The following is a 22,694-nucleotide window of genomic DNA, read 5'->3' as shown; positions in this document are numbered from 1 at the left end:
TCGGTCACCGTCCTCGCGTGGTCTCTTGTAGGAGCTCTTCGAAGAGCGCGCGGTAGTGCACCATCGCCTGACGGAGGTCCTCGGTAGAGGCCTCCTTCCTGGCGGCGCGCCCGCTGATCTCGTGGGCCGCCCGGTAGTGGTCCAGGGTGGCACCGTGCCCGACGGACAGATCGGACACCCGCTGCTCGAAGTCCTCCGTGGGGTAGCCTCGCTCCGCCATGACCGCCGCCACCAGCTGGTCGGCCTCGGATACCGCGAACCCGGGGGCGTCGACGAAGCGCTCCTGCACCTCGTTCCACCGGGTGGCGTAGCTGTCACGTGACTCCTCCGGCAGGGGCCGGATGTCCAGCTCGGAGTGGCGCTGCTCACGGGCGAGCAACTCCTGCTCCGCGTCGTGCCTGCTGTCGTGCTCCGCCATCAGGCGTTCGTACTCGGGGCCGAAACGTGCGCGGAGGCGGCTGCGGCGCTGCTGCTGCAACACCACGTAGCCGACTGCGGCGAGGGCCACCACCGCGACCACGACGACGACCACCCAGATCAAGGTGGACATGATGTTCGCCTCCGGTCTCTATTGTCGAGACCAGCGACTGCCCCCGTACGAGCGCCCGAAACGCCGGTGTCAGCGGCCTTCCAGCGCTTTCCTGGCCGCTTCCAGCACTGTCGCGACGTGTGAGTCACCAGGGGCGGCGGCGACCTCCCTGAACCCGTTCACGCTGTCGTAGCCGACGTCGAGCCCGGCATCGACAAGCCGCTGCGCCCACCGCAAGGCGGTGTTCAACCGCTCGGCCGCCGGCGGCTTCCCTTGCGCGGCGGCGGACAGGTTCCGCAGGTTCGTGGCGGGCCCGGACTGCGCGTGCTTCCGCTCCAGCTTCCACGGTACGGCCCGGCTGTGATCGAGCATCGGCTTGGCCAGGCCCGCGGCCCGCTTGGCCTGCAGCACCCCGGACTCACTGACCCCGAAGTGCGCGGCCAACTCCTGCACACTCATCCCCTCGGCGACGAGCCTGGCCAGCTCACTCCGATCGACGGTCGGCCTACGCCCCACGAGCCCCTCCTGCTGAGTACACGTGCGGTTCTGATGTGCGCTAAGGTTATGACGTCTCGCCCCGCAGGGGGTGATCGACACAACCGGGACGTAGCGCAGCTTGGTAGCGCACTTGACTGGGGGTCAAGGGGTCGCAGGTTCAAATCCTGTCGTCCCGACCAGGTTTTCTCTGGTCGAGCAGGGTGTCACTCTTCTGGGTGGCACCCTTTCGCATTGGTGAGTGACTAACGGGCGAAGAGATCGTCCATCGCCGCAGCTCCATGCAGGAGTACGGGGCGGATCTGCTTGCGGTAGACGGCTTTGGTGACCGCCGTCCCGCTGTGGCCGACGAGCCGGGCGATGTCCTCCAGGGGGACGCCGGAGTCGGAGAGCAGCGAGACGAAGCTGTGGCGCATCTCGCGGGGCGTCCAGTATCCGGCATCCTTGACGATCTTCCGGAAGGCGCGGCGGACGTTGTGGGCGTCGAGGGGTGTACCGACGAGCGAGGCGAAGACGAGCCCGTAGCTCGCCGGCGAGGTCCTCGCCGACCTCATCCGCAACCACCAAGGGGCGCGCATCCTGTTCGCCGCTCACGGCGAAACCGTGCTCGCCACTCACACCCTGCTGCTGGACCTGCGCCCTGGCCTGATGACCAGCTTCGCCGTCGACCACGCCTCCATCACCCACTGGCAACTTCACCGCAACCGGTTCAACGACGAACGCTGGATGCTGCAGCGCCACAACGACACCGCCCATTTGACCGCGCAGGCCAGCTCGTGAACGCCAGCGAGAACAACCTCTTGGCCATGGCCTGCCGCCATCTCGGCCCCGTCACATGACTGCCACGCCTCGACCTTCCGCCGCACCTCATGCTCCTGGCCGCAGACGACGGCAACCGCTACATCCTCAAGCACCACGACAACCCGGACCGGTTCCACGCCGAAGCCCGCGCCTATGCCACCTGGGTGCCGTCCCTGGGCGAACACGCCCCGCACTTGGTCCACGCCGACCCCGACAGCCTGTCCCTGCTGCTGACCGCCCTGCCAGGACAACGCGCCGCACAGCTCTCGGAGGGTTCCCTCGCCGAACGACAGGCCCACCGTGCTGCGGGCCGCGTACTCCGGTTGTTGCACCAAGCCTCACCCGACCCGCACGCCAGCACCGGCGTGTCCGCCTACCTGGCTGAACGCATGCGCTGGTGGGCTGCCCGCGCCCAACTGACCGCCCTTATCACCCCGTCCGACCTCTGCGTCCTGCACGCCTGCGCCGACCAGATGGCCGCCGAGACCCTCGAAACCGCCGTCTGCCACCTGGACTACCAACCGCGCAACTGGGTCGTCAGGACCACCGGCGAGGTCGGCGTCCTGGACTTCGAGCACACCCGCCTCGACGCCCGCATCCGTGACTTCAGCCGCCTCGAACACCGCTACTGGCAGCGCGCCCCCCACCTTCGCGCGGCGTTTCTCGACGGGTACGGCCGCTTTCTCGACCCCGCCGAGCAGGAACTCCTGGAGCGCTTCGGCGCCCTGGAGGCCATCACCGCACTGGTACGCGGCCACGAAGCAGGCAATGCGGAGCTGCTCGCCCATGGCCGCACACTCATCACCGATCTCCGCCGACCGCGAAGGACCACCATGACCGTCTCGGCCTTCGAACAACGCACCCGCCATGCTTCCCCGCCGGGCTGTCGTCACCGGCGCACTGCTCGACGCCGACGTCGTCTTCCATCTGGCCGGCGTCCCGGGTGTCCAGCCGTCATGGGGCGCCGACTTCGACGACTACGTCGCCTCCAACATCTCGGCCACCCAGCGGCTCATGCACGCGGTCACGAGGCTGCGCATTCCGCGCCTGGTCGTCGCGTCGTCCTCAAGCGTCTACGGCGCGACCGGCGGTCGGCCCAGCACTGAATCCGACCACCCGCGGCCCGCCTCCCCGTACGCGGTCACCAAGCTCGCGGAGGAACAACTGTGTCTCGCTCACGCTGCCCGGTCCGACTGTGACACCACCGTCGTGGCCCTGCGGTACTTCACCGTCTACGGGCCCTGCCAACGGGAAGACATGTTCGTCCAGCGGCTCCTCACCGCCGCCACGACCGGCCTGACCGTTCAGATCTACGGGGACGGCGAGCAGCGTCGCGACTTCACCTACATCGATGACGCCGTCGCCGCGACCATCGCGGCAGGGACCGTCTACCTGCCAAACCGCGTGATCAATGTTGGAGCCGGCGGCACCACGTGCCTCAACGATGCCGTCGAGCTGGCCCGTCAGATCACCGGCCAGCCCATCAACGTCCGCTCGACCAGCGCGCGTAGCGGCGATGTCCTAGTCACCTGCGCGGACGTGTCCACGGCGCATCGGCTGCTCGGCTGGTCTCCAGCCACAGACCTGCTCACCGGTATGACCGTGCAGCTCGAATGGCTCACCGCCAATCGCGGCCGTTCGTCCATCGCGGTAGAGACCGCCTTAGCACCATCAATTTCGCTCATCTACCTCGCCGGGCTCGACTACATGGCCTGCAGGACGGCCATGGCACTGCTTAACGGCGACGGCATGTTCGGGGCCGGCGGATGGATGGACCTGGGTCTTCGGGCACTGGCGGGGATCGGCTGACCGCCTGTGTGGCTCGGCGTCCTGGTCGCCTGTCGCCAGCCCGCGACCGCCCAGGAATCCGCGTGCAACTCACCGAGCGGGAGGTGCGACTCGCCGAGCGAGACCGGCGGATTGCCGAGGTACCTTTCAAACCGCGAGCGCGAGGCACAGCCGGCGCGAGCGAGGCAGCCTGGCTGTGGTCTTCGTAGGACGCCTCACCCGGAGCGGGTGGCCTGATGCTGTTGCCAGCGGTCCAGCAGGGTGGGGATCTCTTCGAGCATGAACCGGTAGAAGTCGCGCATCTGCGTCAGCCGTCGATTCGCGGGGTCGTCGGCGGTGGTCGTGGCGATGCCGTTCTCGGCGGCGGCGAGCATGAGCTGGATGACGGTGTTCTGGCTGGTGAACAGAGTGGCCCAGGCGTCGTCGCGTAGTCGGTAGTGCTCGCGGCGGCTGCCGGGCGCGGGCAGGCGTTCGATCAGGCCGACCGAGAGCAGGGATTTGACCGAGCCGGAGACCGAGCCGGCGCTGACGCCGAGCTGGTCGGCGATCTCGCCCATGGTGACCGTCTCGGCGTCGGTGAACAGGAACACCGCCAGCGTCCGGGCGGCCATGCGCTGCAGCCCGCCTTCGGTCAACGTCAGGGCCAGCCGTTCGGCCGCCTGCCACTGCTCGTGCCTGTCGTTCACACGCCACCTCCGATAGGCGACAGGATAGCGAACCTCAGAAGTGTTCAGAAAGTTCTGAAGATTCGCTATATTGATGACATCGCCTCCGTCTCGGAGATTCGATGGTGTGCCGGGAAGCCTGGTCGGCGAGCAGCATTGTCGACCCAGGAGTAGAGCCCGATGACCTTCCTCAGCCGTCTGTACGGCGTGCGCCCCGAGATCCGGCACCCGGTGCGGGTGCAGCGCGACATCGCGATCCCGGCCGCGGACGGGGTGCGCCTGCTGGCCACCCGCCACTACCCCGCCGATCTGCGTCAGCCGCCGCTGATCTTGCTGCGCAGCCCGTACGGCAGGGGCAACGCGCTGGACCGCATGCCCGCGCTCCTGGCCGAGCGCGGCTACCAGGTGCTGTATCAGAGCCTGCGCGGCACCGCCGGATCTGGCGGCCGCTTCGACGGGTTCACCATCGACCCCGCCGACGCCGACGGCACGCTGAGCTGGCTACGCGCTCAGCCGTGGTTCGGCGATCAGCTGGCCACCTGGGGGGCCAGCTACCTGGGTTTGGCACAGTGGGAGCTGGCCGCCCGCCAGATCCCGGAATGGAAGATCGCCCTCATCCAGGACGCGCCCTCCGCCTTCGCCCACGCCTTCATGTATCCCGGCGCCTTCGCCCTGGGCAACGCGCTGGGTTGGGTGCAGCTCGTGGACACGATGTTCACCAGCGGCTTCTCCACCGTGCGGCAGATGCTCGCCGCGTTCACCGCCGGCCGCACACTGCGCCGGGCCACGATGCGGCTGCCGGTGGGCGAGGCCGACCGGGAGCTGACCGGGCACGCGGTGAGCTGGTTTCGGGAGTGGATCGCCCACGACCCGGATGATGTCTACTGGGCGCGCACCGACCATCGGGCCAACACCGGGCGGATGCCGCCGGTGGTGCACCTGCAGGCCGGCTGGCACGACTTCTTCCTGCCCAGCATGCTGGACGACCACGCCGCACTGCAGGCGGCGGGACGGACGGTGCGGCTGCTGGTCGGGCCGTGGGGACACGGCCGGGGCCTGTACACCCGCGAGGGCATGCGCGACGCCCTGGCCGCGCTGGATGCAGCCCTGTTCGGCGCCGGTGGACCGTCGGGGGTGCGGCTGTTCGTCACCGGCGCCGAACGCTGGATCGAGTCGCCCACCTGGCCTCCCGCACACCAGCCGAGCCCGTGGTACCTGCAGCCGGACGGGAGGCTGAGCCGTACAGCAGCAGCCGCCGTCTCAGCTGCGCCCAGCCGCTACCGCTACGATCCCGGCGATCCGACCCCTACGGTCGGCGGCACGGCGGTAGGCCTGTCAGCGGGTCCGAAGGACAACCGCGCCATCGAGGCCAGAGCCGACGTGCTGACCTTCACCACCGAACCCCTCGCCGCGGACGTCGAGGCCATCGGCCCGGTGCGCGTCCGCCTCCACGTCCGCTCCTCAATCCCGCACGTCGACTACTTCGCCCGCGTGCGCGAGGTGAATCCACGGGGGCGCTCGGTCAATGTGTGCGACGGCATCGTCCGGATGCAGGCGCCCAGTGCGGCGCTCCAGGATCCGCGCGGCGATGGGCCGGGCGGTGTCCGGGTGGCCGACATCGTGTTGTGGCCGCTCGCGCATCGCTTCCGGCGTGGTCACCGCATCCGGCTGCAGATCTCCAGCGGTGCCCACCCGCGCTTCGGCCGTAATCCGGGAACCGGCGAGCCGCTGGCCACCGGGCGGAGCCTGCACCCGTCCGAGCACGAAATCTTCCACGACCGCGACCACCCCTCAGCCGTATGGCTGCCCATCACCTTCGGAGTGTCATGAAACTGCTCGTCCTCGGCGGTACTCACCATGTGGGCCGCGCCATCGTGGAAGGCGCACTCGAACGCGGAGATGAGGTGAGCACGCTCAACCGGGGCCTCAGCCGCCCGCCCGCGCCGGGTGTGCAGGTCCTGATCGCCGACCGCACCGACCCCGACGCCGTCGCCGCCGCCCTGGGTACGCAGGAGTGGGACGCCGTCATCGACACCTGGGCCTGGGCACCGCGCGTCGTAGGCGACAGCGCTCGCCTGCTGGCCGACCGGACCGGACACTACGGCTACGTCTCCAGCCGCGGCGTGCACCGCTGGCCCTGGCCTGCGGGCGCGGATGAGCACGCCCCGCTGGTAGGCGGCGACCCCAGCAGCGAAGACGGCACCGACTACGCCGCGGCCAAGCGCGGCGGCGAGCTCGCCGTCCTCGACGCCTTCGGCGAGCGTGCCCTGCTGGCCAGGGCCGGAATGATCCTCGGACCATACGAGGACGTCGGCCGCGTCCCGTGGTGGCTACGGCGCCTGGAGAAGGGCGGCCGCGTGCTGGCCCCCAGCCCGGCGGACGCGCCCGTGCAGTACATCGACGCCCGCGACCTGGCGAGATGGATGCTGCAGGCCGCCGAGCAAGGACTCACCGGCGCCTTCACCGTGACCGGTCCCCCAGGCGCGATCACGATCGGCCGGCTGCTGCGGACCGTCCTGGAGGTGACCGGCTTCGACACCGAGCTGGTGTGGGCCCCACCGGAGCTACTGCACGAGCACGGCTTCCTGCTGGGGATGGAGTTCGGGCTGCGGCTGCCGGACGGCAGCGCGCCGAGCGGCATGCACGACGCCGATGTCAGCGCCGCCTTCGCCGTCGGCCTGACCGTCCGCCCGCTGCGCGACACCCTCGCCGACACCTGGGCCTGGCTGCAAGCCGAAGGCGACCCAACGCCCCGCCCCGACGCGCCCTCCCCCGACACCTGGCTCAACCCCGCCCAGGAACGCCACCTTCTCGCCCTGCTCTCGCCCGACAACCAAGGAACCTGATGCGCGCCATCATCATCGGAGCCGGCATCGCCGGCTTGGCCGCCGCCCTGCGCCTGCGCCAGATCGGCTGGGACACCCTGCTCATCGAACGCGCCCCACAGCGGCGCGGCGGCGGCTACGGGGTCAGCTTCGGCGGCATCGGCTACGACGCCGCCGAGCGCATGGGCATCCTGCCCGCGCTGAAGGACAAAGCCTTCGTCACCAGCGAACTCGTCTACCACAAGCCAGGCGGACAGCGCCGATTCTCCCTCGACCGCGCCACCATCGCGGCCACCATGGGCCAGCGGTCGATGAACATCCTGCGCGGCGACGTCGAGACCGTCCTGTACGGGACAGTCCGCGACACCGTCGACATCCGATTCTCCACCACCATCAACGCCGTCGAGCAGGACGAGCACGCCGTCCACGCCACCCTCAGCGATGGCACCGTCGAACACGCCGACCTGCTCATCGGCGCGGACGGCCTGCACTCGGCCACCCGCGCCCTGGTCTTCGGCCCCGAAGACGACTACCGCCTCGATCTGGAGCACATGGTCGCCGTCTACATGCTGGACAAACGCCCCGCGGCGATCGCGCCCGGCACCACCGGCACCCTGTCGCAGGGCGGTCGCACAGTGGCCGTCATCAGCGTCGGCGACGGCCGCAACGTCGCCTTCTTCGGCTACCGCACCGACCGCGGCACCCCGGGCGACGACCCGCACAAGGTGCTGCCTGAGGTGTACGGCGACATGGGCTGGGTGGTGCCCGAAGTCCTGGCCGGCCTGGCCACCACCGAATCGGTCTACTTCGACACCATCAGCCAGATGGTCCTCGACCGGTGGAGCCACGGCCGGGTGGTCCTGCTGGGTGATGCCGCCTGGTGCGTCACCTTGTTCGCCGGGTACGGCTCAGCCCTGGCCGTCGGCGGCGCCGACCTGCTCGGCACGGCCCTGCAGAACAACCCGGGCGACATCCGCGCCGCCCTGACCACCTGGGAGGCCGAACTACGCCCGGAAGTGGAGAAGAAACAGAAGCTGGGCCGCCGCGTGAAGGGCGTCTACGCCCCGGCCAACCCCGTCGTGCTGTGGCTGAGCCAGCTGCCGCTGCGCCTGGCCTCCCTGGACCCGGTCCGCCGCTACATGACCCGCCGCTACATCAAGGGCTGATCACGCCTGCCCTGATCCAGATCGCCACGGTCCAGCCGAGGCGGCTGCCAATTCCACAGAGGGTTGCGCTCGGGCGCGAGCATCCGAGACCACAAGGCTGAAGGGACCAGCCGGAGCATGGTGGTGGTGAGCCGCCGGGCAACGGGACCGCCGTTGACCATCTGCTGGCCGGTGCGATGCGCGTCGCGGGCGATGTACTGAGCACGCGGCCGACGCTGGCGGTCGTAGCGCGGGCCAAGGCAGCCGGGATGCCGTCGCTGTCAGCGGCATCCTTCAGCAGGGCGGCCAGCACCACGGCGTCCTCCAGCGCCTGGCCGGCTCCCTGGCCCCGGTCAGGGCTCATCGCGTGCGCGGCGTCACCCAGCAGGGCCACCCGGCCGCTGACGAAACTCGGCAGCGGCGCCAGGCCGTGGATGTCGACGCGCCGGACGACGGCCGGGTCAGTGGCCTCCAGCAGGTCAGGAATCGGGTCGTGCCAGCCGGTCAGGCGGCGGCGCGCTTCGCTGAGCTCGTCGTCGTAGCGCAGGCCAGGCCGGTCGGCGGTAGTGCCGAACGCCCAGTAGACATGGCGCTCGCTGATCGGGTGGATGAGGAAGTAGCCGCCGTCGCCCATGGTCATGCTGCCCTCGAAGCCGGCCGGGCCGCCGGGTCCTACCCGGTGCGCGAGTTCGGCCAGACCGAGCCAGCCGGTGTAGCGCAGGAACCGCGGTGGTGGCGCCTGCGGCCACAACTGCCGCCGGGTGGTGCTGTGGATGCCGTCGGCCGCGATGACCACATTGGCGCTCATCCCCGCGACGTTCACGTGCGGGCCGGTCTCGTCGATGCCGGTGACCTCCACGCCGGTGCGCACCCACCCTTCGGGCATCGCGTCCAGCAGTAGCCGGTGCAGCGCTGCGCGGCGAAAGGCCCGTAACGGCGGACCCCCGGCGGCCGGGGCGCGGACCAGATAGCGGCCGGACGGCTGGCGCAGGTGGTGGGTGGCCATGCTCGGCACGCCGGCCGCGCGGGCCTGCTCGCCGACGCCCAGCACCTCCAGCGCGCGCATCGCGTGAGGGGCCAGCGACAGGCCCGCCCCGACTTCGCCCAGCGCCGTCGCGCGCTCCAGCACGGTGGCCTGCCAGCCGATCCGGCGCAGCGCGAGCGCAGCGGCCCGCCCGCAGATGCCGGCGCCGATCACGATCGCGTGTCCGGCCACCTCAGCGCTCCTTCCCGCTCGGCAGGGGCGGGGCGCCCTCGAACAGCTTGGCCATCCACTCGAAGGTGGCCTGCGCCTGCCGGATCCTGCCTGCCCGGTCCTCTTGTTCGCCGAGCAGGCTCAGCCCGTCGCGGGTGATGTCCAGGAACGAGGTGATGCCGGCGATCTGCTGGCGGACCACCGCGGCCCAGGCGTCCTCGGCCAGCCGGTAGTAGGACGATCACGGATGCCTGTGGATGGGCAGCTCTCCAGAGCACAGCGTGGCCTGGGCGTAGGGAGAGCCATGGACGTCTGTGGACGATCGTGTTCTCACTCGTAATGAAGTGTTCCGCTGAGGCCGTGACGATTCTCAATGCGGGTGTCAAGGCGATTTGGCACCGAGTGACGTTTTGGCCGGCCTTCGCGACCACGGGAGATGTATGGGACGATCTTGGAAAGGGTGCGGGCTCTGCGAGACATCTGCGCAAGCCATCTCATGTGACCCGGCCGTAGAGTCCTCACTCTCGATGAGGAGCTATTTAAACGAGAACGACTGCATCACAATGTTTTGACTGGAGACGCGCAACACTCGATGACTGCGCGTCTCGTAAAGAATGACCAGGCCCTCTCGCTGACCGAGATAATAGAAGTCGGGGTCGTAGAATGGGCTGAGTGTCTCATGTTGCGTCTCCGGAACCCAGGACAGGTCGACGGCAACCACCTTCGCGTCCACCAGCGACGGAAAGAGTCTAGAAGGAATCGTACCGCCTAACTTAAGGGCGTCAGCCAAGTTCGCACCCGCGGCGTTGGGCGTGTAAAGGAGCACAATCAGCGCCACCAGCACCGCAGGTGCGCGCATGATCCTGGTGATCTTGCCGATTGCGGGTGTACGCGCCATGCCGGTGATCTTGCCTATGGTCTTTTCTGTAAACAGCAAGCGCCGCTGATAGCTGAAGTTTCCCACTCTGTGGGCTGCCACCGCCACCAGACATGCCAATTGTGCCAGTGTGGCGATTGCGAAATGCCAGAAGAAGGCCTCGGGGAGTATGCCGCCGGAGAGCAGGAAGTATGTGAGAATCAAGAATTCGGCTGCAATTGAGCCAACCAGGGCGTCCCTGATACCCACAGCCGGAGTTTCAACTTCCGCAGAAAGCCGGTTGAACAGCCGCCAAGCTCCCCAGCTGAGCACTGCGAACACGGCAAGCACGCCAAAACCAGTGGCCGCTCGCGAGAGGACGGTGCCGTAGTCCAGGCCGACCTCGTCGGGTGTCAGGCCGAAAGCGCCATAGGTACGGCGGTAGGTCATCCAGGTCAGGCCGAAGACGATTGTGGCGGTGAAGGTCAACAGCGCCACGTGCCCTGCGAGCCTTTCCGGGCTAGGCGTGTCCCTCCCCGTTGCACCAGGGGCCGTGTCTCCATTACGGAGACTCTGCGGCGTAGCTCGTCGTTCTGTTGCTCGACGGCGAACAGCGCCTGTCGCTCCCGTACGATTTCGTCATTTAGGACCCGCCGGGCGAATAACTTCAACGGACGCACTGTTTCCTCGCTTACGACTCTGTTCCAGGTCGGCTAATGGGCTGGGTGGAGGGGGCAACGGACAAACATTGTGGCCCATTCTTGCGAACACGGACATGCGTGGATGATCAAAGAAAATCCAGCGAGCGTATGAGGCATTCGCGCAGCTCAGACCATCCGGGCTGCCAAGGCAAGGCTGCCCTTCTGACCCAGGTGTCGGTTGGCTGATGCCGTCACGATCGCGGACTTCGGTTCCCGCAGTGCGTGGCTGGGGCGATCGCCGCCAAGCCCCTCCTTCGTTGGGTCTTGGCACTGGGTCACTATGGCTTAAGTGACTGCCACGCCAGCGGAAGCGTTCCCTGCTGGACGATCTTGCTAACGGAGTTGCTAACACCGGTCCTGGACGATCACGGACGTGTGCCGACTCGAACTCCGCGATCAGGCCCCGTGACCAGCGTGTTGAGGCACCTGGGGACAACCGTGGACAAGCTCTACCTGGCTACGGATTAGAAGGCGTGGCACGGTGGCCTAGGCCGTGACGATCGCGGACTTCGGTGTCCGTCGTACAGGCTGGGGCGATCGCCGGCAAGGCCCTCCTCCGTTGGTCCCTGCCATCGGGTGACCATGGCTGAGGTGACAGCAGCGTCCCCCACGCCGACGCATGCGCAGCACCGCCTACATGCTCCTTACCACGGCCCTGATCACGCGAGCAGGGTGATTGCTCCCCTGAAAGACGGACGGTCCTATGACGCCTCCACTGCCAAGCGGACACAGGCGAGGCAGGCCCGAGCTGCCCTTGGCGAGAATGGCAACGGCCATCCGCAGATCGGCAGCGGGTGCGCTGGCTCGCCGCAAAGGCTCGTTCCGCTGTCACCTTGTACGGCATGCTGAACGGCGTCTCGTCCCAGGCCGGATAGTCCCAGCCGGTAGCCCTCTTGGACGTTCACCGGCCCGGCGTCCACGGTGTACATCAGCAGGTCATCCCAGTGGATGGGCCAGCGTCGTGCTCCGCCGAGCAGTTCGCCGGGCTCGCCGTCGAGTTTCACGAGTGCCAGCGTGCCGTTACGTAGGATGCTCACCACCGTGCCACGTTCTCCAAGGAGCCATGATGCGAACGCTCGTGTCCTGGCTGGGCTATGGAGCATATCCACGATCTTGACTCGGCTGCCGATGGTGCTCCCAGCCGTCGTCATGGCGCGCTTTCTTCTGCGGGGGAGGCGCTGGCGGCGTGCTCCACGTCGCCGATCGCCTGCGCGAGCGGGTGGTTGGCGCGTAGATCGGCGTACCGGAAGGCGATGCGGCGGGCGGCTCGTCCTGGTTCGATGGCCGGGTGCCAGGCGTAGACGGCGCGCTTGCGTTCGGGGTCCCAGCCGGTGCGCCACCAGAACCGGTGGCCGTCGCACCACACCACGAGCCCTACCCAGACTGACACCAGGGCAAGGTCGTATCCCATGTGGATGTCCGCCTGTATGCCGTGCTCTCTCCGGAGGGTCTGGCGCAGGAGATCTGCGGACAGCGCGGCTTGCGTTTTCTTGCCGTTCCTGGGCACGGCGATAATCTGGTCCTGCATCGTTGACGCCCCAAGCTCTCGATGCTTCAGACCTCCATCTGCGGGTGGTGTTGCAGCACCGTTTGTCCCGCAGGTGGGGGTCTATTCAAGGCCCCTGCTTTAGGGGGGCTAAAGTCGAGAGTAGAGCCCTGGCCATGCCCTCGCAATAGAGGGGCTAAAGTGCGCCGAATGTCGGTCGCTGAGGAGGCAACGCCCGGATGGACTTGAAGACGCTGAGAGAAGTCGCGCAGGTCAGCGATCCCGTGGAACGAGCCCGCATGCTCAGCCGACTCATGACCGAGGAGCAGGGGTTGGTCACCGAGGCGGCCAAGATGCGGCGGCAGGCCATCGCGGAGGCACGGGAGTCCGGGATGAGCCTGGAGGAGATCGCCGGGCGGCTGGGGGTCTCGCCGGGACGCATCTCGCAGATGAGAAAGGGGCCCACGGCTCGTGCGCCGGAAGGCCCCGCCTCGCCGGCCCCTCGGGTGCTGGTGCAGCGGGCGTTGCCGACCGAGCCCGCCGTCAGGGGTTCCAAGTCCCTGTTTCTGGCGGAAGCGGAACGGCAAGGGCTCAAAGCTGATCGCCGGATGCTCTATGTCGGGCTGGAACCCGCCAGTGATCATGTTGCGGCCTGCCTGCGGGTCGAGCCCGGTACGGACATCGTGGCCCGGCGCAAGATGATGACCGCAAACGACGTGCCCGTACGCATCGCGACGAGCTACTTCCGTGCGGACCTGTTCGGCGACACCAGGCTCGCCGAGCCGGAGTTCGTCAAGCCGTCGCTTCAGTCCGCGTTGACCGCGCTCGGCTACTCCTTCGGCCACGCGGAGGAGAACCTGACCGCTCGGCAGCCGACAACCTTCGAGCGCGAGACGCTGGAACTCGAGCCCGGAGAGTGGATCGTCCAGGTGCTCCGCGCGAGCTATTCCACCGAGGGCACGCCCATCCACGTTCTTGAGACGATCTGCGCCGCGAACCGGCACATCTTCTCCATCGGCCAGGTCTCCGGGTACGACGAATTCTGAGTGACGAACTGAGTGACAATCGCGCCGGACGACCTCGGACGCTGAAGGACCGGCAAGGACTATAACCCCAGGTGGGGGCGAGTATCGGCCGTGATCCCGCCCCCCTCGTGACGTGCCTGGGGGTCAAGGGGTCGCAGGTTCAAATCCTGTCGTCCCGACCAGGTTTTCTCTGGTCGAGCAGGGTGTCACTCTTCTGGGTGGCACCCTTTCGCATGGGTGAGTGACTAACGGGCGAAGAGATCGTCCATCGCCGCAGCTCCTTGCAGGAGTACAGGGCGGATCTGCTTGCGGTAGACGGCTTCGGTGACCGCCGTCCCGCTGTGGCCGACCAGGCGGGCGATGTCCTCCAAGGGGACACCGGAGTCGGAGAGCAGCGAGACGAAGCTGTGGCGCATCTCGCGGGGCGTCCAGTAGTAGGCGGGCATCCCGGCGTCCTTGACGATCTTCCGGAACGCTCGTCTGACGTTGTGGGCATCGAGCGGTGTGCCAACGAGCGAGGCGAAGACAAGCCCGTGATCCTGCGGTCTTGGTGTCGCCTCCTTCCCATGCGGAGCGCCACACGGCGATCCACGGCGGAATGTCCCGGTCCGGATCGCCGACGCGATCGACCTCCTGGCCGAGTACGCACAGGACTGTGCAGCGTGTCCACGATCTCGACCCGGCATGGTCCGGCGGGATTGGCCCGGCGGCAGCTTCAACGGTCTATCCGGAGTGGAGGGCCATACGGCTGAGCATGGTCATGAGAGCTCGCGTGAGCGGATGACGTTGGCGTACCAGCGGGCGCTGTCCTTCAGCGTGCGGGCCTGGGTGTCGTAGTCCACGCGGATGATCCCGAAGCGTTTCGAGTATCCGTACGCCCACTCGAAGTTGTCCATGAGCGACCACAAGAAGTAGCCGCGCACATCGACGCCTTTCTCGATGATGTCGAATACTGCCTGAAGGTGCCGCCGGACGTAGTCGATCCGGTCCTCGTCGTGAACCATCCCGTTGTCGACGGTGTCCGGGAAGGCGGCGCCGTTCTCGGTGATCATGAGGGGTTGGTTCGGATATCGCTCATGAAGGTCGGTGAGGAGGTCGCGGAGGCCGTCCGGATCGATGTTCCAGCCCATCTCGGTCAGCGGACCCCGCTGGTTGAGGAACTCGACGTCTTCGGCGCCGGGCCAAGGAGAAGCGGTCGAGCGGCCATGTCCGTCAGACCGCTCCCGGTCGTCTGACCCGTCCGACATCCGCACCCGGTTGGTGTTGTAGTAGTTGACGCCCAGGACGTCGATGGGCTGGTGAATGGTTTCCAGGTCCCCATCCTGGACGAAGGACCAGTCGGTGATGCCGGCCGTCGTTTCCAGGAGACGGTCGGTGTAACGACCCTCCAGCATCGGCCCCAGGAACGCGTCGTTCGACAGCGCCTCCACTTTTGAGCGCGCGGTCTCGCCACTCGGGCCGTCCGGGCGGAACACGTGCAGGTTGAGCGTGACGGAGAACTTCGCGTCGGATTTGACCTCCGAACGCATCGCCTGGATGGCCAGGCCATGCGCGCGGTTGAGCTGGTGCACGGCCAGCAGCGGCTCCAGCCTGCTCGTGTGTCCGGGCGCGTGCACGCCGCTGCCGTAGCCGAGGTAGGCCGAGCACCAGGGTTCGTTGAGCGTGGTCCAGGTGTCGACACGGTCCCCGAGCGCGGCGCTGATGACCCGCGCATACTCGGCGAACGCGTCGGCGGTGGCTCTGCTGGTCCACCCTCCCTCATCCTCCAGGGGCTGGGGGAGGTCCCAGTGATACAACGTCGCCACCGGGCGGATGCCGCGTTCGAGAAGTCCGTCGACCAGGCGCGAATAGAAATCGACGCCCTTGTGGTTGGTCGGGCCCACGCCGGTCGGAATGACCCGCGGCCAGGCGATGGAGAACCGGTAAGCCTCGAGTCCGAGCTCGGCCATCAGGTCGAGGTCGGCGTCGAGATGGTGGTAGTGATCGTCGGCGACGTCTCCGGTGTCGCCGTTGAGCGTCCGGCCGGGCGTGTGGCTGAATGTGTCCCAGATCGACGGGCCGCGCCCGTCCTCGGTGGCGGCGCCTTCGATCTGGTACGCGGCTGTCGCGGACCCGAAGACGAACTCGTGGGGAAACCTCACTGGAGCTCCTCGCGAAAAGTTTGAGTCATGGCGTCACGGCCGGGGATCGACGTAGGCGTCATTCGCCTCGTACCGCACAGAGGCGACTTCGACCGTGCCGCTGATGGCGCGGACGCCGGCGACCCGGCCGGTGAATCCGCCGGCGACCTCGGTGGAGAGGTACCGGCCGTCGAAGCGCGCGAGCATCACGCTGTGGCCGTCGCGGATCACTGACAATGCGATGTCGTCTGGGCCGTCATGGGTGGCGGGCAGTGACTCGATCCGCACCGTTGGCGTCGGCCCGAGGCCGGTCGTGACCTCGCCGATGGGGGATTCGAGCGGACCGATGTGCAGAACCGCGTGCGCGGAGCCGTCGTTCACCCGCAACTCGCACCAGTGGCGGTCATCGAGTCGGAGCAGGACGCCCGCCGCGCCGTCGGCCGTCCGTAGCGCGACGTCGAAGCGCCAGCGCTCGTCGGTCACCCGGGTCATGAGGGCGCTGACGTTCCCGCTGGCGGAGGCGGCCGGGATCAACGCAATGCCGGGTTCGGCGGGTGAGACGAATTCGCCGAGGGGAGCGCCGGGGGAGACCCAGCGAGGATGGAGTGAGGGGTCGGCGAATCGATCCAGGAAGGAGCGGTCGCTGATCTCGTACACGAAGCGACCCTCGTCGAACTGCGGCCACCCGTCGATCCAGTCGATGCCGGCGAGGAATGTCTCGCGGCCGTTGACGTGGAACATCGGGGTCATCCCGCGCGGGCGGACGCCGAGATACACGGCCGCCCACCGTCCGTCGGGGGCTTCGACGAGGTCCGCGTGCCCCGTGTTCTGCACCGGATGCGTGGTGCTGCGATGCGAGAAGACGGGATTGCCGGGGGCGGGCTCAAAGGGGCCGTCGGGGTTTCGGGATCGGGCGATGGTGATGGCGTGGCCGCGTTCCGTGCCGCCTTCGGCGATCATCAGGTACCACCACCCGTCGCGGCGGTAGAGATGTGGAGCCTCGGGGAAGGCCAGTCCGGTCCCCTGCCACACGGGCCTTGGCTCCTCCAGCGCCACTCCCTTTTCGAGATCGACTCGGGCTTGGGCGATGCCCTCCAGGCCGGGGCGTGTCGAGCAGTACGTGACGTAGCAGGTGCCATCGTCATCCCAGGCCAGGTCGGGATCGATGCCCGCCAGGCCGTCGATCACCACGGCCGGAGCCCACGGGCCGGCCGGGTCCGTCGTCGACGTCAGCAGTTGGCCGCCGCTGGTGGAGACGTTCGTCGTGATCAGCCAGAAGCGGCCCGCGTGATGGCGGAGTGTCGGAGCGTAGATTCCCTTGCTGGCGCCGGCTTCTCCCGCCTGGAACCCATCGGTGCCGGTCAGGGCGTTGCCGATCTGGGTCCAATGGGTGAGGTCGGTGCTGTGCCAGACCGGGACGCCTGGGGAGTATTCGAAGGAGGAGTTGACCAGGTAGTAGTCGCCGCCGGCGCGGCAGATGCTCGGGTCGGGGTAGAAGCCGCCGATGATGGGATGCACGCCGGCGGCCTCGCGGCGCCTGCCTTTTCGCGTTTCGAAGGTCATTTGATTCCGGTCGCCGTGATTCCTTGAATGAAGTAGCGCTGCAGGGCCACGAAGAGCAGCAGCACGGGGGTGATGACCAGCACGGAGCCGGCCAGCAGGACTCCGTAGTTGGTCGCGTTCTGCCCCACCGAGTACAGGGAGAGCGCGACGGGGAGGGTGTACATGTCCTCGGTCTGCGCGACCACGAGCGGCCACAGGAAGTTGTTCCACGATCCGAGGAAGGTGAGGATGGCGAGCGTCGCCAATGCCGGCCCGCAGAGCGGCAGGATGATGCGCGTGAAGATGCGCACCTCGCCCGCGCCGTCGATGCGGGCGGCTTCGATGAGCGCGTCGGGGATCTCACTGATGAACTGGCGCATGAGGAAGACGCCCATCGGCCCTGCGAGGAACGGAATGATCAGCGCAGGGTAGGTGCTGACCATCCCGAGTTTGCTCACCACGACGAACAGCGGGATGAACGTGACGACGCCGGGAACCATGAGCGTGACCAGCACGAGCAGGAAGAGGGCCCGCTTGCCCACGAAGTCGAGTTTCGCGAGCGCGTAGCCGACCATGGAGCAGAACAACAGCGTTCCTAGGACCGTGAAGACGGCCACGATGACGCTGTTGAGAAAGAACGTCTGGAAATTCAGCCGGCCGAACCACGTGGCGAAGTTCTCGGACGTGAACGTCTTGGGCCACCATGTGGGCGGTCGCCTCAGCAGTTCCGACTGGGTCTTCGCCGAACCGAGGTACATCCAGACGAACGGGATGAGCGTGGCCACAACGGCGATGACGAGCACGATGTACACCAGGGCCCGGCCCGGGATGGTGGGCTTCCTCATGGCGCTTCCTTGGGGCGGAAGGCTCGGAACTGCACGATGCTGAGCAGCGCGATGGCGATGAAGAGCACGTAGCTCGCCGCCGACGCGGTGCCGTAGTTGCCGAAACCGAACTGGTTGTAGGTGAAATAGCTGATCGAGAGCGTGGAGTCCAGCGGGCCGCCCTTCGTCATGACGAACGGTTCCTCGAAGAACTGCAGATAGCCGACCGAGAGGAGCACGCCGCCGAGGAGCAGCGTGGGGCGGAGCATCGGAAGCGTCACCCGGACGAATCGCTGCCAGGCGGTGGCGCCGTCGACGGCGGCCGCTTCCAGCACGCTCGCGGGGATGTTCTGCAGCCCGGCCAGGAAGATGATCATGAGAGTGCCCATGTTGCGCCAGATGGCCATGAGGATCATGGCAGGCATCGACCAGAGCGGGTCATTGAGCCAGTCCGGGCCCTGGATGCCGACGGCGTCGAGCGCGGTGTTCAGCAGGCCGTCCGGTTGGAGGATGAACCGCCACACCACCGCGACCGCCACGATGCTCGTGATCACGGGGGCATAGAAACCGACGCGAAATGCCGTGCGAAATCGCGTGATCCCGTTGTTGAGCGCCACGGCGAGGGCGAGGGCCGCGACCATCGTGAGCGGGATGCCCACTGCGACGAAGTACACGGTGTTCAGCAGCGACCGCACGAACTGCTGGTTCTCGAACAGCCGGAGGTACTGGTCCAGCGCCACGAACTTGACGGCCAGCGGGCTCTCGATGTCGCTGTTCCTGAAGTCGGTGAAGGACATCAGGAACGACGAGACGAGCGGGAACACCATGAAGACGGCGAAGCTCAGGATGAACGGCAGAGCGAAGAGGTAGGCCACCACCGTCATCCGGCGACGACGCGCCCTGGTGGTGCCGTCGCCGCCGGAGCGCGACAACGCTCCGGCGCCGGCGACTCGGGTCACGGCCATGCCTATTCGCCGGTTCCCAGCGAATCGGCGGTCGACTGCAGCTGCTTGACCGCGTCCTGCGGGCTCTTGCCGCCACGGGCGATCCGCTCGATCTCCGTGTCGGCGGCCGCCGAGACCTGCGTCCACGAGGTGAGGGCGGGCGCCGTCTTGACGCTCTTGAGCTGCTCACCGAACACCGACACCTTCGGGTCGCTCGTCAGCGCGGTGTCCTTCCACGCTGTCTGCCGCGAGGGAAGGTCGTTGACCGCCTTGAACCACGCGACCTGGACCTCGGGCTGCGTGAGCCACTGGATCAGCTTCCATGCCGCGTCCGGGTTCTTGGAGTTCTTGAACACGGCGAGGTTGGCGCCGGCCGCGAACGAGGTGGACGTCCCGCCCGGCGGGGCCGGGATCGGCGCCACCGCGAACTTTTCCTCGAAACCGGCGCCGCCCGCGGTCTTCAGCCCCGGGATGTCCCACGGGCCGCTGATGAACATCGGGACGGTACCGTCAACGAAGGCCGAGGCCGTGGACGCCGACTCGGAATCGGGATTCTTGTTGGCGATGCCTTCTTTGAAGAAGCTGTTGACGTATTCGAGGGACTCGACCATCTTCGGGGTGTCGAACGTCCACTTCGTCTGGTCGGAGTTCATGACGTCGGCTCCGTTCGACCAGGCGAACGGCAGACTGTTCAAGAAACCGTTCCATCCGCCGGACGGGAGCACGACGCCGTATTTCGCGCCGGCCTTGTCCTGGTACGCCGTGGCGAGCGCCTTGAATCCCGCCCAGTCTTTGGGGAAGCTGTCGAACCCCGCCTTCTTCATCAGGTCGGTACGGTAGTAGATCACTCGAGTTTCGACGTACCACGGCACACCCAGCTGCGCGCCGCCGATGTTCGTCGTCTGCCGCGAAACCGGGAAAATGTCGCTCGTGTCGATCTCGGCGGGCGTCGGACGGAGCGCCGAGGCGAACGTCGGCATCCAGTCGGTCCCCAGCATGCCGATGTCTGGAGTCGTTCCGCCGGCGATCGCCGTCTGATATTTGTTCTGCGCCGAGTCCCACGGGATCGGGGTCACCTTGACCTCGATGCCGGGGTTCTTCTCTTTGAAGGGCTTGAGGAAATCGGCGAGCGCTTCACCCTCTGTGCCCTGCGCCCAGATAGTGACGGTGCCAGTGGCCGGACCATTCGTCAGGCGACTTGCCGGCACATCGTTCTGCGGGCGGTCGTTCGAACGCCCACAACCGCTGAGCATGAGTGCAAGCGTCGCGGTGACGGCCGTGGCCGTCGCCATATTCCGTCGGATCATCATCGTTCCCCTTCGTGCATGGGGGGGTTGCGGGGTGCGCGAACGGTGCTCCACTGCGAGCACAGGTCGTGCCGGATCGACTTCGTTCCGGCATCTAAGCGCATAACATGGGGTGGCGCAACCATGCTCACTGCTGAACTCTTCGCACGGTGATGCGCGCGCCGCACGCCCGACGCGGATCGCCGTTCTTGATCCATGCGGCGATAAGCCCTGGTAGAAGGGATGGATCTCAAGATCGACGCGGTCTGCTCGTCATTCCGGGCGCGCGGCTTCCGTATGGCGGCCGCGTTTCCCAGGGGCGGCTCTCCTCGTGTGGGACATGATCGTGATGAGGGTCCCGGCTGACCGTGTCCACCGCGCGGTCGCGCGCCAAGGTCGAACCTTCCGGTCACCGGGCGACAATCGAAGGGAGCGCCTTGGAGCGCCGTCGAACCGGTACTGTACGAGTGCTCTTGATGGGTTCCTGACGTGAATTGGGGCGGACGTGACGAGGCGACCGACGGTATACGATGTCGCGCAACTTGCCGGAGTGTCGATCGCAACGGTTTCCTTTGCGTTCACCAAGCCGGAGCGGGTGAAGGCGGACACTTTGCAAGCGGTTCTGCGCGCTGCCGACTCCGTCGGCTATGTGCCCAGTGCGAATGCCCGGGGGCTTGCCAAAGGAAAGACCGGAGCGCTGGGCCTGTATGCGTTCGACTATCTACTCGAGCCGGCCGCGGATTTCCCGGATTCCGCTCCGCTTGATTCGACTCGCGTTCCTGACGGACGGCTTTTCCCGTTGTATTCGGACGAGGTCCAGCGGGGCGTCCAGTTGGAGTGCCGGAGGCACGGTTACGCGCTTATGCTCGGCTCCGGCCATAATCCTGGACATTTGCCGAGCGTGATCGATGTCGCGGGGCGCGTGGACGGCCTCATAGCGTTCGCCGGTGCCGCATCGGGCGCTCTTTTGGAACAGCTCTCAGCCCGCATACCCGTCGTCGAACTCGGCGGGGAGATCCGGCGCGAGGGGATGCACACCGTCTTCGTCGACAACCGCGCCGCCATGGCCCGTCTTACCGAGCACTTGCTGATCGATCACGGTTATCGCGACTTCGCGTACCTCGGCGAGTTGGGCACCCCGGAGTTCGTGGCGCGCTATGAGGGCTTCTCCGAGGTCCTGCGGCAGGCGCGCATCGCCCCTCCGCCCCCGGTGAGAAGCCATCCCGGCGACGATCAGTCGACGATCGACGCCGTCCGCGGCCTTCTCGATCAGCCTTCCTTCCCGCAGGCTCTTGTGTGCGCGACCGATCAGGAGGCCATCGTCGCCATCGACGCGCTTCGGGGACAGGGCATGGACGTGCCGGCTCAGGTGGCGGTGACCGGCTTCGACGGAATACTGGCGGGACGGCTGATCACACCGCACTTGACGACGGTGCGACAGCCAATGGAGGACGTCGGGCGGGTCGCAGTGCGGATCCTCCTAGAAGCCCTCGAGGGCAACGAAGACGCGAGCCGTCATGAGACCCTCGCGTGTGTGGTGTGGCGTGGCGAAACCTGCGGTTGCTCCAACGACTGACAGAAACCTGCTGCCGGTCCATTCGGCTGCTAAGGCGGTCAGCGCGCGACGGCCGAGACGACGGGGGCGACGATGAGCGCCGCGACGCCGACTGTCACGGGGATCTCCATCACGGTGTGGCCGTAAGAGTCCTTGAGGATGATCCGGCGGACGTTGCCCTCGTGAATCACTGTCTTGATCTTGTCAGCGAGCTCCGTGCTGCGGACCTTGGCCTCTTACTTGGTGACGGTCATCTCTGCTGCTCTCCCTTCTGATTCGCTCCGCTTTCAGGATGCGCGCGGGCAGGCGCCGGGGTAGGAGGCGAAAGGCCCATCATGCCCGCCGGTGGTCCTGGTCACGTTCGTCCAGAACGACGAGGCCGGAGGCGTTGTCGAAACGTTCGCCCAGCATGCCCGGGCGTTTCAGGTCGGATCTAGGCGGGGCTGTGGTCGGCTCGCGCCCAGTCGGTCTCCCACTGCCGGTACCGGGCCCGGTCCATTCGCCGGCGGGCACCCAAGAACAGGCTCATCGCCGGCAACGCCGTCACTAAGACGATGAGGGCGCCCGTCGCCAGGCCTCTGCCCACGAGTTCCGCCTCGTCAGCCGGAACGCCATGTCCTGGTCGCGCTCGGCGATGATGCGGTTCAGGTGGGCGAAGCAGAAGTTCAGGCCCGGCGTGGTGCCCCAATGGCCGAGTAAGCGCGGCTTGATGTGCTCAGGACGCAGCGGCTTCATGAGCAGTGGATCGTCCAGCAGATAGTTCGCGGCACGCCAGTAGGCGTCCACCTGGCTCATGACATCCATCACGGCTACCTTCAGTCGCGAGGAGGCCTGGCGCGAGATGGCATGCACCAACGCCTCCCGATTTTTGGTGATCTCATCCCATCCGTGGGAGACGGCCGCCAATAGGGG

Annotated in this window: 21 protein-coding genes, 1 tRNA gene and 3 pseudogenes; 9 read left to right on the top strand and 16 right to left on the bottom strand. The window is 67.2% G+C overall.

Features of this window, described 5'->3' with window-relative positions:
* Nucleotides 1-4: 4 nt before the first annotated feature.
* Both AB0L53_RS01240 and AB0L53_RS01235 read right to left on the bottom strand, forming a co-directional pair.
* Nucleotides 5-550 (bottom strand): hypothetical protein, encoded by a 546-nt coding sequence (locus AB0L53_RS01240; protein ID WP_363988644.1) that lies wholly within the window; start codon nt 548-550, stop codon nt 5-7.
* Nucleotides 551-619: 69 nt separating this feature from the next.
* Nucleotides 620-1,045 carry a hypothetical protein gene (locus tag AB0L53_RS01235; protein ID WP_363988641.1) on the bottom strand — a complete coding sequence of 142 codons (426 nt, stop codon included), beginning with the start codon at nt 1,043-1,045 and terminating at the stop codon, nt 620-622.
* Nucleotides 1,046-1,129: 84 nt separating this feature from the next.
* Between AB0L53_RS01235 and AB0L53_RS01230 the strand changes: the two genes are divergently transcribed.
* Nucleotides 1,130-1,206: transfer RNA gene (locus tag AB0L53_RS01230), tRNA-Pro, on the top strand.
* A 63-nt stretch (nt 1,207-1,269) separates the two neighbouring features.
* Here AB0L53_RS01230 and AB0L53_RS01225 read toward each other — a convergent pair.
* Entirely contained in the window at nt 1,270-1,578 is a 309-nt protein-coding gene (locus tag AB0L53_RS01225) for a tyrosine-type recombinase/integrase (protein WP_363988638.1), read from the bottom strand.
* Between AB0L53_RS01225 and AB0L53_RS01220 the strand changes: the two genes are divergently transcribed.
* The 3 genes and pseudogenes from AB0L53_RS01220 (at nt 1,577) to AB0L53_RS01210 (ending at nt 3,634) form a co-directional block, all read left to right on the top strand.
* Nucleotides 1,577-1,804, top strand: a complete 228-nt coding sequence (locus AB0L53_RS01220) for a histidine phosphatase family protein (RefSeq protein ID WP_363990310.1) — start codon at nt 1,577-1,579, stop codon at nt 1,802-1,804. The genes AB0L53_RS01225 and AB0L53_RS01220 overlap by 2 nt on opposite strands.
* 89 nt (nt 1,805-1,893) lie before the next feature.
* Nucleotides 1,894-2,457 (top strand): annotated as a pseudogene (locus AB0L53_RS01215) (aminoglycoside phosphotransferase family protein); the annotation flags it as partial.
* Between the two features lie 235 nt (nt 2,458-2,692).
* Nucleotides 2,693-3,634, top strand: a complete 942-nt coding sequence (locus AB0L53_RS01210; RefSeq protein ID WP_363988635.1) for an NAD-dependent epimerase/dehydratase family protein — start codon at nt 2,693-2,695, stop codon at nt 3,632-3,634.
* A gap of 194 nt (nt 3,635-3,828) precedes the next feature.
* Here the strand turns inward: AB0L53_RS01210 and AB0L53_RS01205 are convergent, their stop codons facing one another.
* Complete coding sequence (locus tag AB0L53_RS01205) at nt 3,829-4,299, bottom strand: helix-turn-helix domain-containing protein (protein WP_363988632.1); 471 nt, start codon at nt 4,297-4,299, stop codon at nt 3,829-3,831.
* 159 nt (nt 4,300-4,458) lie between these two features.
* Here AB0L53_RS01205 and AB0L53_RS01200 point away from each other — a divergent pair, with 159 nt between their 5' ends.
* The 3 genes from AB0L53_RS01200 to AB0L53_RS01190 are packed head-to-tail and all read left to right on the top strand — an operon-like array spanning nt 4,459 to nt 8,269.
* Entirely contained in the window at nt 4,459-6,108 is a 1,650-nt protein-coding gene (locus AB0L53_RS01200; protein ID WP_363988629.1) for a CocE/NonD family hydrolase, read from the top strand.
* A complete protein-coding gene (locus AB0L53_RS01195; RefSeq protein WP_363988626.1) occupies nt 6,105-7,124 on the top strand; it encodes an NAD-dependent epimerase/dehydratase family protein in 1,020 nt (339 codons plus the stop codon). The genes AB0L53_RS01200 and AB0L53_RS01195 overlap by 4 nt, the downstream gene beginning before the upstream one ends.
* The gene (locus AB0L53_RS01190) at nt 7,124-8,269 is read left to right on the top strand and encodes an FAD-dependent oxidoreductase (protein ID WP_363988623.1); all 1,146 of its coding nucleotides are present in this window, start codon (nt 7,124-7,126) and stop codon (nt 8,267-8,269) included. The genes AB0L53_RS01195 and AB0L53_RS01190 overlap by 1 nt, the downstream gene beginning before the upstream one ends.
* Here AB0L53_RS01190 and AB0L53_RS01185 read toward each other — a convergent pair.
* From AB0L53_RS01185 to AB0L53_RS01170, 4 genes are all read right to left on the bottom strand, one after another.
* Nucleotides 8,259-9,464: an FAD-dependent monooxygenase gene (locus AB0L53_RS01185; protein WP_363988620.1), complete on the bottom strand. Its 1,206-nt coding sequence runs from the start codon at nt 9,462-9,464 to the stop codon at nt 8,259-8,261. The two genes, AB0L53_RS01190 and AB0L53_RS01185, sit on opposite strands and share 11 nt — an antisense overlap.
* A gap of 1 nt (nt 9,465) precedes the next feature.
* On the bottom strand, nt 9,466-9,645 hold the full coding sequence (locus AB0L53_RS01180) for a hypothetical protein (RefSeq protein ID WP_363988617.1): 180 nt from the start codon (nt 9,643-9,645) through the stop codon (nt 9,466-9,468).
* 333 nt (nt 9,646-9,978) lie between these two features.
* Nucleotides 9,979-10,797 carry a hypothetical protein gene (locus tag AB0L53_RS01175; protein ID WP_363988614.1) on the bottom strand — a complete coding sequence of 273 codons (819 nt, stop codon included), beginning with the start codon at nt 10,795-10,797 and terminating at the stop codon, nt 9,979-9,981.
* A 1,350-nt stretch (nt 10,798-12,147) separates the two neighbouring features.
* Nucleotides 12,148-12,528: a hypothetical protein gene (locus AB0L53_RS01170; RefSeq protein WP_363988611.1), complete on the bottom strand. Its 381-nt coding sequence runs from the start codon at nt 12,526-12,528 to the stop codon at nt 12,148-12,150.
* A 197-nt stretch (nt 12,529-12,725) separates the two neighbouring features.
* Here AB0L53_RS01170 and AB0L53_RS01165 point away from each other — a divergent pair, with 197 nt between their 5' ends.
* Nucleotides 12,726-13,532, top strand: a complete 807-nt coding sequence (locus AB0L53_RS01165) for a UTRA domain-containing protein (RefSeq protein ID WP_363988608.1) — start codon at nt 12,726-12,728, stop codon at nt 13,530-13,532.
* Between the two features lie 224 nt (nt 13,533-13,756).
* Here AB0L53_RS01165 and AB0L53_RS01160 read toward each other — a convergent pair whose 3' ends face one another.
* From AB0L53_RS01160 to AB0L53_RS01135, 6 genes are all read right to left on the bottom strand, one after another.
* Nucleotides 13,757-14,197, bottom strand: a complete 441-nt coding sequence (locus AB0L53_RS01160; RefSeq protein ID WP_363988605.1) for a tyrosine-type recombinase/integrase — start codon at nt 14,195-14,197, stop codon at nt 13,757-13,759.
* 72 nt (nt 14,198-14,269) lie between these two features.
* Nucleotides 14,270-15,652, bottom strand: coding sequence for a GH1 family beta-glucosidase (locus AB0L53_RS01155; RefSeq protein WP_363988602.1), 1,383 nt, complete (start codon nt 15,650-15,652; stop codon nt 14,270-14,272).
* A 33-nt stretch (nt 15,653-15,685) separates the two neighbouring features.
* The gene (locus tag AB0L53_RS01150; RefSeq protein ID WP_363988600.1) at nt 15,686-17,194 is read right to left on the bottom strand and encodes a family 43 glycosylhydrolase; all 1,509 of its coding nucleotides are present in this window, start codon (nt 17,192-17,194) and stop codon (nt 15,686-15,688) included.
* Nucleotides 17,191-18,018 carry a carbohydrate ABC transporter permease gene (locus AB0L53_RS01145; protein ID WP_363988597.1) on the bottom strand — a complete coding sequence of 276 codons (828 nt, stop codon included), beginning with the start codon at nt 18,016-18,018 and terminating at the stop codon, nt 17,191-17,193. The genes AB0L53_RS01150 and AB0L53_RS01145 overlap by 4 nt, the downstream gene beginning before the upstream one ends.
* Nucleotides 18,015-18,956, bottom strand: a complete 942-nt coding sequence (locus AB0L53_RS01140) for a sugar ABC transporter permease (protein WP_363988594.1) — start codon at nt 18,954-18,956, stop codon at nt 18,015-18,017. The genes AB0L53_RS01145 and AB0L53_RS01140 overlap by 4 nt, the downstream gene beginning before the upstream one ends.
* A gap of 8 nt (nt 18,957-18,964) precedes the next feature.
* Nucleotides 18,965-20,311: a sugar ABC transporter substrate-binding protein gene (locus tag AB0L53_RS01135; RefSeq protein WP_363988591.1), complete on the bottom strand. Its 1,347-nt coding sequence runs from the start codon at nt 20,309-20,311 to the stop codon at nt 18,965-18,967.
* A 421-nt stretch (nt 20,312-20,732) separates the two neighbouring features.
* Here AB0L53_RS01135 and AB0L53_RS01130 point away from each other — a divergent pair, with 421 nt between their 5' ends.
* Entirely contained in the window at nt 20,733-21,803 is a 1,071-nt protein-coding gene (locus AB0L53_RS01130; protein WP_363988589.1) for a LacI family DNA-binding transcriptional regulator, read from the top strand.
* Nucleotides 21,804-21,841: 38 nt separating this feature from the next.
* Here the strand turns inward: AB0L53_RS01130 and AB0L53_RS01125 are convergent.
* Together AB0L53_RS01125 and AB0L53_RS01120 are read right to left on the bottom strand one after the other, a co-directional pair.
* A pseudogene (locus AB0L53_RS01125) lies at nt 21,842-22,003 on the bottom strand (DUF4342 domain-containing protein); the annotation flags it as partial.
* A gap of 385 nt (nt 22,004-22,388) precedes the next feature.
* Nucleotides 22,389-22,586, bottom strand: a pseudogene (locus AB0L53_RS01120) (hypothetical protein); the annotation flags it as partial.
* Between the last annotated feature and the right edge of the window lie 108 nt (nt 22,587-22,694).

Source organism: Nonomuraea sp. NPDC052129 (genome assembly GCF_040680095.1).
In the GTDB taxonomy this organism is placed as follows: domain Bacteria; phylum Actinomycetota; class Actinomycetes; order Streptosporangiales; family Streptosporangiaceae; genus Nonomuraea.
The sequence above is the reverse complement of the archived record's forward strand: the minus strand, read 5'-3'. Positions and strand labels throughout refer to the sequence as shown.

Bases quoted from the DNA above. Each gene is read 5' to 3' on its own strand.
- AB0L53_RS01240 (WP_363988644.1), bottom strand. From the start codon at position 550: ATGTCCACCTTGATCTGGGTGGTCGTCGTCGTGGTCGCGGTGGTGGCC.
- AB0L53_RS01150 (WP_363988600.1), bottom strand. From the start codon at position 17,194: ATGACCTTCGAAACGCGAAAAGGCAGGCGCCGCGAGGCCGCCGGCGTG.
- AB0L53_RS01195 (WP_363988626.1), top strand. From the start codon at position 6,105: ATGAAACTGCTCGTCCTCGGCGGTACTCACCATGTGGGCCGCGCCATC.
- AB0L53_RS01165 (WP_363988608.1), top strand. From the start codon at position 12,726: ATGGACTTGAAGACGCTGAGAGAAGTCGCGCAGGTCAGCGATCCCGTG.
- AB0L53_RS01200 (WP_363988629.1), top strand. From the start codon at position 4,459: ATGACCTTCCTCAGCCGTCTGTACGGCGTGCGCCCCGAGATCCGGCAC.
- AB0L53_RS01160 (WP_363988605.1), bottom strand. From the start codon at position 14,197: ATGCCGGGTCGAGATCGTGGACACGCTGCACAGTCCTGTGCGTACTCG.
- AB0L53_RS01190 (WP_363988623.1), top strand. From the start codon at position 7,124: ATGCGCGCCATCATCATCGGAGCCGGCATCGCCGGCTTGGCCGCCGCC.
- AB0L53_RS01210 (WP_363988635.1), top strand. From the start codon at position 2,693: ATGCTTCCCCGCCGGGCTGTCGTCACCGGCGCACTGCTCGACGCCGAC.
- AB0L53_RS01145 (WP_363988597.1), bottom strand. From the start codon at position 18,018: ATGAGGAAGCCCACCATCCCGGGCCGGGCCCTGGTGTACATCGTGCTC.
- AB0L53_RS01225 (WP_363988638.1), bottom strand. From the start codon at position 1,578: ATGAGGTCGGCGAGGACCTCGCCGGCGAGCTACGGGCTCGTCTTCGCC.
- AB0L53_RS01170 (WP_363988611.1), bottom strand. From the start codon at position 12,528: ATGCAGGACCAGATTATCGCCGTGCCCAGGAACGGCAAGAAAACGCAA.